The sequence below is a fragment of the Vibrio sp. V43_P6S15P86 genome, assembly GCF_009904725.1.
Classification (GTDB): domain Bacteria; phylum Pseudomonadota; class Gammaproteobacteria; order Enterobacterales; family Vibrionaceae; genus Vibrio; species Vibrio diabolicus.
In genome coordinates, this window is record NZ_WXWT01000115.1 from 1 (window position 1) to 17,131 (window position 17,131).

At 46.3% G+C, this 17,131-nt stretch carries 2 protein-coding genes; one reads left to right on the forward strand and one right to left on the reverse strand.

What is annotated here, in order from left to right; genetic code table 11:
- The first annotated feature begins 4 nt into the window (after window positions 1–4).
- Window positions 5–307, forward strand: a complete 303-nt coding sequence (locus CAG69_RS04850) for a hypothetical protein (protein ID WP_054577819.1) — start codon at window positions 5–7, stop codon at window positions 305–307.
- Between the two features lie 184 nt (window positions 308–491).
- Here the strand turns inward: CAG69_RS04850 and CAG69_RS04855 are convergent, their stop codons facing one another.
- Window positions 492–16,535, reverse strand: a complete 16,044-nt coding sequence (locus CAG69_RS04855; protein WP_161442996.1) for a retention module-containing protein — start codon at window positions 16,533–16,535, stop codon at window positions 492–494.
- Window positions 16,536–17,131: the final 596 nt, after the last annotated feature.

The following is a 17,131-nucleotide window of genomic DNA, read 5'->3' on the forward strand; positions in this document are numbered from 1 at the left end:
TGATATGCCTGTATCGGGAATTCAATCTGGACACCACATCGTTCAGATGTCACAACAAATGGCCGAGAAAGCTGCACATGGCATTAGCAATAATGTAAGTAAGGTAAAAGAAGAGCTTTCTGATCACAACATCGATTTAGCTGCGGTTGCGGATGTCGCAATAACAGCCTCAACACCTAGCCTTCCCTCTCAAAAAGTTGAATCTCTCATCAACCTCGCACAAGCCGCTGGTTATAACCGAGTTGGCGCGTCTGTCATAGAGAAAAACAATGAAATCATTGGCAGCTTGCTAGACATCCACGTTTAGGCGATTTAACGTCAAATTATCGCTATTTTAATTTCCAACTATCACTATAACGTCGTAACAAGATAACCCCTTTGCTTCGTTCTTGCTTTCTATTTCGATTCAAATATCTCCTGTTTAAAATCAAGCTTTCCCGAAAAAAATGGGCGGCTTATCAGAGCCGCCCATTTTTGTGTTGTATACAGGTTTATCCGTTATCAATAACACCGTTGTTCAGCAATGACTCTACAATCTCGTTGGAGCTGAGACCGTTGAAGTCGATTGAAGTACCTAAGTTTTCCACGACAATTGTCTGTTGAACATTTGCATCCGTCGTAATGTTCAGAGAGACACTTTCCGTCGATGCATCGTAGTCTGCCGAAATGTGACCAAGCAGATCATCCATGTCGATCATTGAGTTATTGAGATCAGAGATAACTTCACGTAAATCGATACTGTCTTCGTTAACAGTGAAGTCAGTAATGGTATCCACTGCCCCTTCATCAACGGAATCTACCGTCCACTTGAAGATATCGCTGCCGTCTCCACCCGTTAAGATATCTGAGCCTAAGCCACCGATAAGAACGTCATCGCCATCGCCACCCAGAATAACGTCGTCACCGTCGCCACCAATCAAATTGATACCTGTGTCTCCACTGACTAAATAGCTGTCGTCCACTGCGGTTGACTGGTCAATATCGTCGCTATCACTACTCACATCCAAACTAATTTGGACAGGTGAAGACTGCGCTTCATCGCCATTAGATTCCGTTGATATCGCCGTAAGCGAAATATCGTAAGAACCGACATCAATACCACTGTTAGTATCTGTTGCGACAATTTCTAGCGTATCAATTTCATCGCTTGGTACTGTCCAAGTGGTACCATCGAAGCTAATACCCGATGGAGAAACGCCACTTGTTACCTCCGCACTAGTTGGTACGCCCGTTAGCTCCAAAGACAGCACCTCGTCAATATCAGTAAGCGCCGCCATGATTCCGACAATCGCTAAACCTTGACTGCTCGCGGTTTGGCTAGCCGCAATTTGACGAATGTAATTAAACTGAGGATTGATACTCAATGTAGGTGCATCAGCTACAGGGGTCACATTGATAGTGAAGTCTTGATTCGCTTCCAATGCGGTACCCGCATTTTCGAAGTACACGCCGTTGTCTTCGACTTTCACCGATAAAGTGATTGAAGCTGCGTTGACATCTCCTGCATCCACAAATACACCCTCAGAAGCGTCTGTTGCTCCAAGAACGGAGTTAATATTATCTGGTGTGCCCATTAGGGTTATTTCACCAGCCATCCCCGCCCCAACAGTCACACCACTACCTGCTGGCGGCTCGACACGAAGGTCGCCCTCGGTAACTGTAAGAGTCACGGTCATGCTTTCATTTGCTTGTGCGCCCGCAAAGTCGACGTCACTCACACTAATACCCGTTATTTTCTGGCCATCGGCTTCGTTGATCGTATCCGTTACCGACGTTGCAGTGATTTCAGGTGCGTCATTGGTCGCTTCAACATTCAACACTGCTGTGCCCGCGATTGTAATTGGGTCTGGAGCGCCGTTAGTGGTTCCGTCATCTGTGATTTCATAAGTGAAATTAACGTCACCAAAGAAATCTGCTGCGGGTTCAAACGTCCACTCTGTCGCACTCACTTGAGTCAGCTTGCCGGAAGTTGGGTCCACTAACGCAACATTATCGACGGTCAAGTTGTCTGACTCAGGATCACTTGCGTTGCTCAGCAACTCAGTAGCCGTAATAGTTACCGAACCACCATCTTCTTCGGTACTACTCAACGTTACCTCTGATGTTACCGGTGCATCGTTCACCTCAGTGACTTCGAAGGTCGCCGTTCCTGACACCGTTTGAGGATCTGAAACACCGTTCGTTGTACCGTTGTCGGTAATGTCGTAGGTCAGATCGACCTTGCCGTTGAAGCCAGGCGCAGGAGTAAATGACCATGTACCTGTTACGTTGTCGAAATCCAATGTGCCGCTGCTTGGATCAACCAACTGGACATTGCTCACCATCAAGGTGTCGTTTTCAATATCAGACGCATTCGCCAACAAATCAGCTTGGGTAATATCAACCGCCGTACTGTCTTCTGCGATATCAGAAAGTGTCACTTCAGACGTCGTTGGAGCATCATTGACTTCCGTTACGTTGAACGATGCGCTGCCGTTAACCGATTTAGGATCGGATGCACCATTTGTCGTGCCATCATCTGTAATGGTGTACGTGATTTCAACTGGACCGTTGTAATCTGGTGCTGGGGTAAATTCCCACTCTCCCGTGCCACTGTTGAAAGTAATGCTGCCCGAATTCGGATCCGTTAACTGAACATTGCTAACCGTGAGATTATCGTTCTCTACGTCTGTCGCATTCGCAATAAGATCCGCTTCAGAGATGGAGAACACACCACTGTCTTCTTCAATATCCGGTAGCGTCACTGTCGTAGTTTCTGGGGTATCATTCACCGCTGTCACTTCAATATTGAAGCTGCTGCTGTTGGTATTTAGGGTGTCATCTACCCCACCAATTACGATACCTTCATTACCTTGGTCATCGACTGTCACGTCCACCTGAACGTCACCAAAGAAGTTCAGGTCTGGATTAAACTCAATCAGACCGTCTGCAATGGCATTGTTTAGATCGGCCACTGTGCCTTTCAGTTCAACGGAGTCCGTACCATCACCGCTCACGGTTAGGTTGTAAGTAATGATGAGCGTTGGATTAAGCTCCAAGATACCGCTGTCGACGTTCACATTGAGTACGTATTCAGCATTCGGATCATCGAGTACGGCATCAATATCGGTAATGCTGAAACCATCAAGCAGCAATGGCGTATCTTCTGGTGTTTCCACATCCACGGTGTTGACGAACTCTGGACGATCGTTCACTGCTTCAACATCAACAGTGACATCAAACTCCTCTGCGGAGCCCAAGCTTTGACTGCCATCGAGCCCAGTATCAACGGCTTGCACTTTGAAATGCAGCGAACCATCCCATGAGTTATCGTTGCGATCCCCAGAATTAAACACCACTTGATCCAAGTCTTGAGCATTGATTTCTAAGACAAAAATGCCGCCGCCTTGGTCAGTAAACACTGTCCCATCAGGTAATGAAACACTCGCCCCATCAGGGACATTGGAGACCTCAACTCTCAGCGTCTCTGGATCATTTTCCTGGTAGTTTGCACCATCTCCGATGGACTCTTTGTTATCAACCACTAACGCATTTACATTAATAACAATGTCTTCGCCCTCATTACCTGCAGCCGAAGTATCGGGATTCACATCAACATCATCACCAATAGGATTGACAATAAGCGTAAAGTTGTTGTTTCGTTCCGTTGGAACTTGTAGCAACTCCTCTTGAATGAAGACCGTAATACCTATCTCAGCCTCGCCACTAAAGTGTTTTGGCGGTTTAATTTGGATGTCACTCAGGTCAATGGACGTCTGAGTGAGATCTTTTAGTTGAATACTCCATTCTCCCCCACCGTTGTTCTTAACAACATAATCAGAGGAATTGGATTTAACGATAAAGTCATCAGGAAGTCCCGTTAACTTGAGTGAAACGAAACTCTCAGAACCGTCATTATCGTTCAGGCTGATCGAAACACCAGAGCCCGATTGATTCAGCGAAATTAAAGTATCTTCGTCACCAATTACCGTGATTGGCTGCGTCGGATCGGCACCTGTAATGGTAATGTCATCAACGACTGGCGTAACTTCAAATGTGACATCGTCAGTGAAGATTCTTACATCTATATTATCGCCAGAGTTATTCAAGATAGACTGATCAAACACAGCTTCATCAGTAATTTCTCCCTCGATATTAATCTTGATTGTATTTTGGCCACCACCTACGGGGTAATTTTCTTTTGGCTTAAACAGAACATTGTCAAGCGCACCAGCTAAAATCTCAGCTTCATTAAACTCAATACTGGTTCCTAAACTGTTACCATTGGCATCAACAAACTCACCTAATGTTGTGTCATCAAGCTCTAACTTGATGTTCGTTAGTGTTTCTCGACCACCTTGAGTGTTGTTAAATTGATCGGCAAAATCAACACTCAAGTTAAGTTGGATTAAGCCATCTTCGTAACCGACACCATCCGCCGTGGGAACGTCGTTATTTAGATCAGTCACAGGTTGTTTGTTTGCATCCAGGCCGAAAGTACCAACGATATCTACTTTTACATTCGGGGTGACATCGCTATCCAACGGCTGATCCCCGGCTGAACTCGGAACGTCTGCAACCGGTAAAACCTGAACTGGAAACTGGACATTATTTTCTTTTTCATCACCGGACTCAGTGTCTTTAGTAACGAACCGAATTGGTAATTCGAAATCACCTGCGTAATCTTCTGCCAAGTGCATCGTCAAACCATCAAGGCCAGTAATATTTCCACTCGCATCGATATGGGCTTGGAACACGTATTTGCCATTGACAAAGTCGATATCCGTCCCCGTGATCACCAAACCAGGAGGAATGCCAGGAGCTGAAGGATCGACGATAATAGTCAAGACATCCTCCACGCCATCTGCATTAATCGCATCAACTTTCGACGTTAACTGAGCACCAAGGTTGATAGAATTATCTTCCAACGCTTGAATTTGGACATCATCAGCCGCCTGAATCTCTGCCGCTACACTCATTTGTGGTGTGAGAACGGTAGGAAATTCAAGTGTCACATCCGTTTGGCGCATGACCGTCGCATCTTTTTCGTTGCCCAAATCTTCGCCCAAATCATTCACTTCTGCGTAAATGGTTAAGCCAATTTGAGAGAGACCACCGTTATCGCCATCGTCACTGTCATCGTTTGGTGTTAAATCAAGACCAGACGGCGCTTTAATTGAGAAGTTATCTTCATTGGTTACTGTCCAACGACCTCCACCTTCATTTAGAGCACCGACGATAACCAATTGGTTGAGGATCTCAGGGTCCACATTGTGAAATTGAACAACAAGTTGAGTCACCACTTCATCTGAAGACGCATCAAACTCTTGGTATTTAATGATATGAGCGCCAGATTCGCCCCCCATAGAAGTGTTGATCGTAAAGTCAATGTTACCTTGATCATCTGACTTCACGATATCGGTAGCACCACCACCACTTTCAGTGACAAGCAGACGGGTTTGGTCGTCTATTGCTCCCGTATTATCCTCTGGCTCAACGATTGGATTAACTCGGACATTCACCGTACCATTGATGGTTTTCTCAGCGATACCTTCACCGGGATTCGAAGCGTCAACATATTCATGGTCAATCTCTTTCACAGTGACGGTCGTGGTCAAGTCAAAGTCAGTACTTGAATCCTGCTCCAACTGGACTTGAACATAGCCACTTTGAGAGATTCTAGCGGAAAAATCTTGCTCTGATTCACCGGCTTGCGGTGAAAGCGTTAGTGTTCCAGAAACAAGCGCTTGTGCCACACCATCTACATAGACCGTGCTGCCTGGAGGAAATCCAGAGATGGTTACATCACTAAAGAATTCATCGGTATCAGGGCTTTGTACGAGCGTCGGTTTCCAATCGATGTTAAAGCGCGTATCTTCATCTCCCTCCGATCGAACAATGTAGTTATCTTGAGCATCAATAACGGGTTCGACCTTGATCCTTACCTCTCTTTCAATCACACGACTATGACCATCATTTTCGGTAACAATGATCGTCCCTGTAATCGCAATGTTTTCAGTTGAAGAGGCTTCCGGAATAATTTGAATACCGGAATTAAAATTCAGCCCAGTGATGTTTGCTTCGTAAATCGGTTGACCATTACCATCATAGCCAACAAAGGTGAGGTCAACGCTTGAACCGTCTGAATCTACGACACGAACACCATCGGGGATGTTGGACAGGATAACAGTAATGGCTTCTGAATCATCCAGAGGTCTATCGGCAACTTCACCTGATACAACCGAGAAGTTGAGGTTTACAACACCATTCTCTTCAATAGTCGTCTCTATCCCGGCCACATCTCCGTCTACGAATCGGTTCCAAACGTTCCCCGCGTCAATTAATACCGTGTCTGGTATGTCAGCAACACCTTTTACACCAACGATGACGGTCTTACTGCCCAGTGACAACACATCTTCTGTCGTACCGGTAGACAATGATGCTGTGTCTTTCACAATGCCTTCGACATTGAAAGTAAAGTCATCATTACTATGCAACGGAGGAAGCACTTCGACGTTGGCTAACTCAGATTCTGGCACTTCGTAATAGAGTACATTGCCGCTTGAATCGGTCACTTCCACGATTTGGCTTGGGTTTGCTGAATCAAGCCACACTAACGTAACGCCATCAATTGAGAAGTCAGAAATACGCACAAACAGTGCTTCAGAACCATCTAAATCCGCAGACGGTTTCATGGTGATCACTTCACTTAACTGAAGTGGATCATGATCCGTGACAGGATTGACGGTGTCTTGAGTTCGAGCGTTGTCCTCAAAGACATTGATTCGGTTGACTGTAAAACTACCTGGGTCCGCGATTGGGTTAACATCAATGATGATAGTTTCTGTCTCTGAACGTGCCGTTTCCTTCCCTGATAACGGATTATTGTTTTCTGTTGTAATCGCGGTGACATCAATTCTGATTTCGCCCGAGAAGTTATCTATCGGATCAACTTGAACTTCATCAATTCGGCTTGCATCCACCAGATAAACACCACCGGATTTTGGTATCGCACTACCATCTGAATAGACTAACTCTGCGTTACCTTCTCCTTGTGTAAAGACAAGCTCGTACACAATGCCTTCAGGGTTACTAGTGTCTTGGGTTTCAGCCGTGATGTTAAGTGCGACATTGTTTCCATCTTCATCAACCGAGTAGTGAAATTCACTGTTTGCCGTCCACGTTGCAATATCTGCAACGGCAGCAACTTCAATGTCTAAACGACCATTAATCGTATGATCTGGCGTACCATTGTTAAGAATTTCCACGCGGATACGAGGATCGATACCAGAAGCATCGGTTGATGTATGACGATCTGGTACGAAGTACAAGTTATCTAGCGAGACCAGCTCGCCACTAAATGATTGCTCGACATTTGATGCGTCGAGAACAACCGTATTGCCCACAGATGTTAATTCAATGTAGTTGCCACTGCCGTCTCTGTAGTAGAACGTACCGTTGTGAGTATCAGCATCTCGAATAGTGATGTCACCTAAGCTCTCGTTACGGTCGATATCATGTAAATTGATAACCAAGTCGACTTTCGCAGGGCTAACATCCAGCGTCGACAAGTTGTCCTGAGTATTTGCAGAGTCAACGCCCACAACGACGCCATCACGCCCTTGGTCCTCGAACGCAGTAACGGTAGACGTGTCAATTTGCGCATTACGGTCTCTTATCGAGATATCCACATCGGCATCTGCGATATCGCCATCACCATCGGTTGCAACAACGTTGATGGTGAAATCAATCGAGTCGGTTTCTGTATGATCAAGATCGTCATTCGGACGGAATGACACACTGCCATCGGTTCGAACAACCAAACGACCGATTTCAGTATCCACTCCGTCAAGAACCTTGTGAACAAATACGACTTGGTCGCTGCCGTTCAAATCGACAGAATCAGAATCAACACCGTTTTGCTTAAAGTAAATGCCTGAATCATCAGCCGAGAATGAAGTCACTTGTGCGCCGTCAGCACCAAGGTCATCATCCCCCTCTACAGGGTCTCGGAATAAACGAACCGTGCGGCTGCCTTGTCCCTCAACACGTGAAATAGACGCATCGTGCAAGGTTGGAACATCATCGGTAATCGTCACTGGTAAGTTAATACCGGCCGTATCGCCATCGACATCGGTCGCAAAGACTGGGAGATCGAGTATGAGTGTATCTTCGCCTTGGGTTGAGTGGTCGAGCGCCTCCTCAAGTGTAAACTTGTAAGAGCCGTCAGCGTTCAAAACTAGCGTGAACACTGAGTTACCATCAGGTGTTTGACCTTGATAAGTAAAGTTGTTGTTGCTTACCGCGGTTTGAACTAACGTCACCGCAAGACCACCTGAAGTTACTCCTGGTATCGGGTTAGAAGTAAGATCTAACTGGTAAGAGACAACGGTATCTGCCCCTTCCACCGTATCGAAATTGCCCGTTGCTTCTAGGCTGTCTTTGTTGGTTGCCTGAGAGCCGTTGGCAAGGTCATCCTCATCAACAGCCAAAGCATCTGCTGATTTAATTTCGGGAATGTCATCAACTACGGTAATTGGAAGATTCAGTGATGATGACGTGTCACCATCAAAGTCTGTTACTGTAATTGGAATATCAATGACAAGGTTGTTTTCACCTTGAACAGCATCATGGTCGATTGGTCCCAACAGTTCAAATTGGTAACTGTCGTTATTCGCATCAAGAGACAACGTGAAGATCTTAGTTGATGTGCCAGTAATAACCGCTTCGTAACTGGTTACTCCACCATTGGTGCCTACTAGATTCAACTCGATGCTGCTGCCATTCGACGTTAAGCCTGACACGACTGCATCGAGGTCAGAAACTTGGTAGCTGACAATCTTGTCTGCACCAGCAACGACCTCAAATCCGCCGTTTAATACCGTAGAATCATTACTTGTCGTATCAGAGCCACCGGCAAGATCATCTTCATCAACGGTTTGTTGGCTAGAGTCTGTCACTTTCACAATCGCTGGAACATCGTCCACAACCGTGATTGGCAAGGTGATGTTATTGGACACATCGCCGTCAAAATCGGTCGCGTTGACTGGGAAGTTGATGACTAACGAGTTTTCATCGTTACCCGTAGGATGATCAAGTGCACCCAACAGTTCAAATTCATAGCTGTCTGCTGAACCATTTAGCGTCAGTTTAAAGACGGTGTCCGTCGTACCTTGTACATAAGCTCGGTACTCAATCACACCATTTGAATTTGAAAACTCAACCAACTCAAGCGGTTGACCACCTGAGGTAAGTCCAGAAACAGGCGACGTTAAGCTATCCAACTGGAAGCTAACGATAGAGTCGGCACCATCCGTAACGTCAAAGTTGCCACCAATGATATTGGATTCTGGCGTGTCGTCCGAACCTTGGCTTGGAATATCATCCTCATCCACAGACAAGGTACTACCAGAGCTAATAGCATCAATGGTTGGCTTGTCATCTACAATGGTCACTGGCAAGGTCGCAGTGATGGTATCGTTGTCGCCATCAGTAATCTTCACAGGTAGATTCAACAAAATCTCATCAGAGTTAACCGCGTGATCTAACTGACCAGATAACTCAAAGTCGTATTTACCATCTTGATGAAGTGTCAACGTGAAGACCGTCACTCCACCCGGAGTTTGTCCCACGTAAACAAGCGCGTCAGCAGTTGAAGCACCAACGTCTTGAGAAAGTGTTACCTCTTCTCCACCCGATTTCAGATTCGGGATAGGGTTTGAGCTCAGATCCAATTCGAAAGCATCAATACCATCTGCGCTAGTGACTTCAAATTCACCTGATACCGTTAATGGCTCTTTCGTGCCATCAGAACCAAGAGGTAAGTCCTCTTCGTCTACACTTAGACTTTCAATATCGGTAACAACTGGAACATCGTCCACAACGGTAATTGGCAATGTGAAGGCTGGTGAAGTATCACCATCATTATCTGTCGCCGTCACAGGGAGGTTAATAACAATCTCGTTTTGCTGATTACCATCTGGATGATCAAGCGGCTTCTGTAAATCGAACTCGTAGGTGTTGTTCGTTGCATCCAACGTCAGTTCGAAAACCACTTCAGCAGGATTGCCAGCAACACCTTGGTATACGTTCACGCCGTTTGCGCTAGAAGACAGAACTAAGGTGATAGCGTCACCATCTGAAGTCAGTGACGCAACAGGCGTGGTCAGGTCACTAAGCTGAATAGAAGCAACTTGGTCAGCACCTTCGGTGATATCAAAAGTACCTGAAATAACAGTATCTTCTGCACTTGCAGCATCAGTACCTGCTGGTAGGTCATCTTCATCAACGGTTTGTTCGCTGCCTGCTAGTAAACCATCAATGGTCGGAACATCATCCACAACCATAATTGGTAAGGTGATGTCGTTCGACTCGTCTCCATCAAAGTCCGTCGCGTTTATCGGCAAATTGATGACCAGTTCATTTTGGCCATCAGCATTTGGATGATCGAGAGGAGCGAGCAAATCGAACGTGTAGCTATCATCAGAGGCATCGAGGGTCACTCGGAATACTGCTGTCGTCGTGCCATCAATACGAGCTTCGTAAACTGAAACGCCACCTGCGTTTGAGACTTCAACCATGACCAGTGATTGACCACCAGAGGTCAGGCCTTGTACTGGCGTCGTTAGGTCAGAAACACCATACTCTACAATGCCATCAGAGCCATCAGTCGCGATGAAGTTACCGGCAATACTGTTCGCCTGCGTACCATCAGATCCTACCGTTGGGATATCGTCCTCATCAACCGTTTGCACACTTGTTGCTTCGATGCCACCAAGTGTTGGCTTGTCATCAACAATCTTGACAGGAATTGTCTCAGCAAAGGTGTCGCCATCAAAGTCTGTCGCAATAATTGGGAAATTGAGCGTTAACTCGTCGCTATCAACAGCATGGTCGATTGGCCCTTCAAGCGTGAAGTTGTAAGAGCCATCATTATTCACTGTCAGCGTAAAGACCGCTTCAGTACCCGCTGTCGCCTCGTAAGTAAAGCTACCATCGCCGTTTGCGGTTTCAGTCAGTGTGACTGCCACGCCTTGTGATGTGAGTCCGGCCACTGGTGTCGCAGACGCGTCAAGCTGATAACTCACCACTCGGTCAGAGCCTTGCGTGGTGGTGAAGTTGCCATCGATTGAAATCGAGCCAGTCTGATCTGAGCCAATCGTGGCTAAGTCATCTTCATCAACGGTAATCGCATCGACATCGGTAATGGTCGGCTTATCATCCACGATGGTGACTGGGATCGTTTCTGTGGTGGTATCACCATCAAAATCCGTCGCGATGATTGGGAAGTTCAGTGTCAGCTCATCACTACCTGTTGCATGGTCAATTGGACCTTCAAGCGTGAAGTTGTAACTGCCGTCGCTGTTCACCGTCAAGGTAAATACGGCTTCTGATCCTGCGGTAGCGGTATAGGTGAAACTGCCATCCGCATTCGCGCTTTCCGTCATTGTCACCACTACCCCGTGTGAGGTTAAGCCATTAATAGGGTTAGAGGACGCGTCTAACTGATAACTCACAACATGATCAGAACCCATCGTGACAAAGTGACCATCAATCGACACGGACTCGTTTTGATCAGAGCCAATCGTAGCCAAGTCATCTTCATCCACGCTGATCGCATCAACATTAATGATGCTTGGCTGATCATCAACAATAGTGACAGGCAGTATTTTAGTTGAAGTGTCGCCATCAAAGTCTGTTGCGATAATCGGGAAGTCGATTTGCAGGCTGTCGCTGTTCACCGCATGGTCTAGTGGACCTTGCAGAGTAAAGGTGTAGCTGCCATCTGGTTTCACAACCAATTCAAATACGGCATTGCCATCTGCTGTGGCTGTGTAAGTAAAACTACCGTCGCCGTTAGCAGTTTCAGTAAGCACGACAGGCTCACCATGAGAGGTCAACCCTGCTACTGGATCTGCTGTTGCATCAAGCTGGTATTTAACAACACTGTCCGAGCCTTGAGTTGTGGTGAAAGAGCCCGACATAAACGCATCATCGTTTTGGTCTGAGCCAATTGAGGCAAGGTCATCTTCGTCTACTGTTAGTGGGACAACGTTATCGATGGTTGGAACGTCATCAGTAATCGTGACTGGAATAGTCGCGGTTGTCGTATCGCCATCAAAGTCTGTTGCAATGATTGGGAAGTTCAGTACTAACTCATCGCTGTTTAACGCATGGTCGACCGGACCTTCCAGACGGAAGTTGTATGTACCGTCTGCATTCACATTCATGGTGAAGACAGGGTTACCATCCGCGGTAGCAACGTAAGTAAAGCTGCCATCGGCATTCGCAGTCTCTACCAAGGTAACAGGCTCACCTTGCGAAGTTAACCCCAAAACAGGATCAGCCGTTGAGTCAAGTTGGTAGCTCACCACACGGTCTGAACCTTGAGTAGTCGTAAACGCGCCTTCCACAAACACAGCGTCACTTTGGTCTGAGCCAATACCTGATAAATCATCTTCGTCTACAGCCAGAGGCACAACATTATCGATGATTGGCGCATCATCTGCGATCGTAACGGGAATGGTTGCCGTGGTCGTATCACCATCAAAATCGGTGGCAACAATTGGGAAATCAATCGTCAGGCTATCGCTGTTGGCGGCATGGTCAATCGGGCCTTGCAGCGTAAAGTCGTACGTACCATCTGTTGCTACGTTTAACGTGAAAACAGGATTGCCATCTGCGGTCGCCACATAGGTAAAGCTGCCATCACCGTTGGCGGTTTCCACCAAGGTAATCGCCTCACCTTGAGATGTCAGGCCCACAACAGGATCAGCGGTTGAATCCAGTTGATAGCTCACCACTCGGTCAGAGCCTTGTGTGGTCGTAAACGCGCCTTCAACGAACAGATCGCCGCCTGGATCTGAGCCCACACCGCTAAGGTCATCTTCATCGACACTTAACGCATCCACCGCTGTGATGGTAGGTTCATCATCAACAATCGTGACTGGAATGGTTTCAGTAACGGTGTCGCCATCAAAGTCGGTTGCGATAATTGGGAAGTTCAGTGTCAACTCGTCACTATCAACCGCGTGATCAATTGGCCCTTTTAGCGTGAAGTTATAAGAGCCATCAGTATCTACTGTCAGAGTAAATACAGGGTTGCCACCCGCTGTTGCTTCGTAGGTAAAACTGCCGTCGCCGTTTGCGGTTTCAGTCAGCGTTACCGCTACACCTTGCGATGTTAAACCGTCGACCGGTGTTGCTGAAGCATCAAGTTGGTAGCTCACCACTCGGTCAGAGCCTTGTGTGGTAGTAAAGTTACCATCAATAGAAATCGGATTGCTTTGGTCTGAGCCAATTGACGCGAGATCATCTTCATCAACCGTGATTGCGTCGACGTCAGTAATAACTGGCTTATCGTCCACGATCGTCACAGGGATAGTGGCGTTTGTGGTATCGCCATCAAAGTCTGTTGCGATGATTGGGAAGTTCAGTGTCAGCTCGTCGCTATCAACAGCATGATCGATTGGCCCTTCAAGCGTGAAGTTATAAGAGCCATCAGTGTTCACTGTCAGCGTAAAGACCGCTTCAGTACCCGCTGTCGCCTTGTAAGTAAAGCTGCCATCAGCGTTTGCGGTTTCCGTCAGTGTGACTGCCACGCCTTGTGATGTAAGGCCATCAACTGGTGTTGAAGAAGTATCGAGCTGATAACTCACCACTCGGTCAGAGCCTTGTGTGGTGGTGAAGTTGCCATCGATTGAAATCGGGTCAGTCTGATCTGACCCAATCGTGCCTAAGTCATCTTCATCAACGGTAATCGCATCGACGTCGGTAATGGTTGGCTTATCATCCACGATGGTAACAGGCAATACGATTTGGCTTGTGTCACCATCGAAATCAGTAGCAATAACATTAAAATCGAGGGTTAAGCTGTCGCTATTTGCCGCATGGTCGATTGGACCTTGCAGCTCAAAACTGTACGAGCCGTCGGTATTCAAAATTAATGTGAAAACTGCGCTGCCATTTGCCGTTGCGCTGTAGGTGTAACTGCCGTCTGCATTTTGCGTTTCGGCAATGGAGACGGTCTGACCTTGAGATTGCAGGCCATTTAAAGGATCAGCGTTTACATCCAACTGATACTGTACGACGCCATCAGAACCCTGAGTCGTCGTGAACTGACCTTCAACCAGCGTTGGCTGTGATTGGTCAGAGCCTACCAAACTTAAGTCATCCTCATCGACGGTAAGAGCAATAACGTCGTTAATGGTTGGCACATCATCAGTAATGGTAACTGGTAGAACAAGTGAGCTGGTGTCACCGTCAAAGTCCGTTGCGACAATAGTAAAGTCTAGAGTTAAGCTATCGCTACCAACAGCATGATCGATTGGACCTTCAAGGGTAAATGAATAAGAACCGTCAGGGTTCACTTGTAAGGTGAAAATAGCGTCCCCTTCTGCCGTTGCAGAATAGGTAAAGCTACCATCTGAGTTGACAGTTTCCGTCAGAGAGATAGATCGACCCTGTGATTCCAACCCATTGAGTGGATCAGTGCCGCTCTCTAATTGATAACTTACGACACGGTCTGAGCCCTGAGTCGTCGTAAAGCTGCCTTGCGCGAGCACAGAGTCGCTTTGATCGGAGCCGATGCTTGATAAATCGTCTTCATCGACGGCTAGTATCTCAACGCCATCAATCGTAGGAACGTCATCTTGAACTTGAATGACAATTTGCGCCGCTTCTGGTGTGTTCGAACCCTCGGTAATCGAGGAGCGGTCGCCATCTGCATCTACCGCATAAACTGGCAGTGAGAAAGTGAGCGCATCATCATTAGCACCCGTATGGTCGAGTTGTTCATACAAGTTGAATTGATATTCGCCCAATGCAGGGGCATCGATCGCCACATCAAATACGGTAATACGCACACCATCCAACTCGATGAAGCCTTCGTAAGTGCGCACGCCGTTACTCTCGGACGCTAGTTCCAGTTGAACAACCTGCCCTTGAGATTGGAGTTCTCCACCAACATTAAACTCTGTAGGTTCCAACTCATAGTGATCAATGATGTCACTACCGACCGATGTCGTGATCGACCCAGAGCCACTTGTTACTACCGCGCCTTCCTGTGAACCTTGGTCAACACCCGCCTCGTCTAAAGACACTCCCGTCACGTTTTCAATCACTGGATTATCGCCATCAAGGATGGTCATCGTAAAGGTGTTGCTTGCCGTATCTTGGTCGAAATCGACGATTGTGGTTGGCAAAGAGAGCTCAATCGTATCTTCACCGTTTGTTTGTTCTAACGGCTTAAATTGCTCAAATTGGTGGGTACCATCAGTGTTAAGACTGATAGTTAAAACGGTTTCATTAGAGCCCGCAATGGACAAGGTGATAGTGCTACCGTCTTCAGAGAGTACCGCCTCTGTTGCCTGATTATCACTCAATAGGCCATCAAATTGACTAAGTCCTTCTTGATTAAATGTGACCGTTGCCAATTGATCACTACCAATATCAACAAAGGTGCCAGTAATCGGAGTAGAAGAAGATTCAACGTTGTCAAAAGTAACGTTTTGCGGCGCCGGATCATCGCCATCAATAACAGTTGTCGTGAAATCGATAGGTGCTTGAATACTGTTACCACCAATATCTGCGCCTGTAATGTCAAAAGCGATATTGATTTGATCACCGGAGATGAAAACTTGACCATCAGCAACAGACGCGACATGGTCAATGCCCTGGCTAATCGTGGTAACGACCTCTAACTCTAAATCACGGCCTAAAGATGTCGCTTCGATCTCTATACGAAGCACTTCGTTACCTTCTTGAGTGCCGATAATGGCATTTTGCGCTTCGTCGTAAACGAACGCCACTGGCTGACCAGCAGAGGTAATATCACTATTTAGCTCGGTTAACAGAGACTCTAATGAGGACGTTTCAGGTACAAATGAAGCGGTATCAAGTGCGAGATCCCCTGCTTCAACCAGCACACTAGAAGAAATGGTTTGCGGATAGCTTGATAGAGAAATTGAGCCTTCTGTTACACTAGATTGCAATGATTGTCCGCCATCGGCAAAGATAGTGACATCTAAATCATCAGCTTCATCGCGTTCTTCTACACCGCTACGAGTCGCTGACGTCTCAAAAAAAGTAGAAGCGAGTACTTCCGGATTATTATATTCAACGGTCACATAGCCAGCATTGGCTGAGCCTTCAGCGCCAGCACCAGCACCAGCAGCCGTTGCTTCCAAAATAGCAGTCGGGTCAGCACCATCTAAAATGGCCTGTTGGATAGCCGCGACATCATTAGCGTCAAAGTTAGCACCTTCGATAGCTGTTGGATCGAAAGTAACCTGGCCATTAACTGGAGATTGCAGCAAGGTTTCTGGTTGTTCAAAAGAAGGTTCTGGAAGGCACGCGACACAATTAGCATCAACCAGATACAGCTCATTATGTATCTGTACATCAAGAGAAGCGTTATTTTCAGTAATGATCACTTCGCCAGATATTAACTCATCCCCCGCTTTTATAGACCTGGCTTTTCCATCCAGACCTAAAACCAAGACTTCACCTTTGACGGCATTTACAATCGCGCTCTGCGGTACCGTGTGCGTACTCATCTGACCTCCGCTAATGGCCTACGTTTCCCATTAACCTTTTTAGATAGTTTTGAAATGATTTAGTGCGGCATACTGCACACCTTTAGACGATTAGACTAAGTATCAACTCATTAAACAATCGATAAATGGCGCACTAATGAGCAAAGTAAGTAAAACTTACTAGTAGTCACAGAAATGTGACACATGTCCTAACGCCGCAATATCGATTAATCATATGAAATTGATACCTTATTCCATATAAGTGTAGTCGTTTTAAAAAAAGAAGATAGATGAAAACGCTCAGCTAAACGCCAAACTACCGGTTGCAATCAATAATGGAAGAAAAGCAATAAGAATGTTGTATACACCTGAACGTGATGACAACTTAATCAATATTGGTGACGAGAAAAACGTGACGATTAAATATTGAATGACATAAATCGTTGGACAAAATATAACCATGAAAATGTGGCTCACAATATGAATTCCCGAGCACCACGAATTCGGTTTTGTCCTGATATACAGTAAAAAAAATACGAGCAAGCTAATAAGAAAATACATAAACATCACACTTGAAAATAATTATCATTTTCAATCATATGTAAATATTCCCCCAC

Excerpts from the sequence above, each read along its gene's own strand:
- CAG69_RS04855 (WP_161442996.1), bottom strand. The coding sequence starts at position 16,535 with ATGAGTACGCACACGGTACCGCAGAGCGCGATTGTAAATGCCGTCAAA.
- CAG69_RS04850 (WP_054577819.1), top strand. The coding sequence starts at position 5 with ATGCCTGTATCGGGAATTCAATCTGGACACCACATCGTTCAGATGTCA.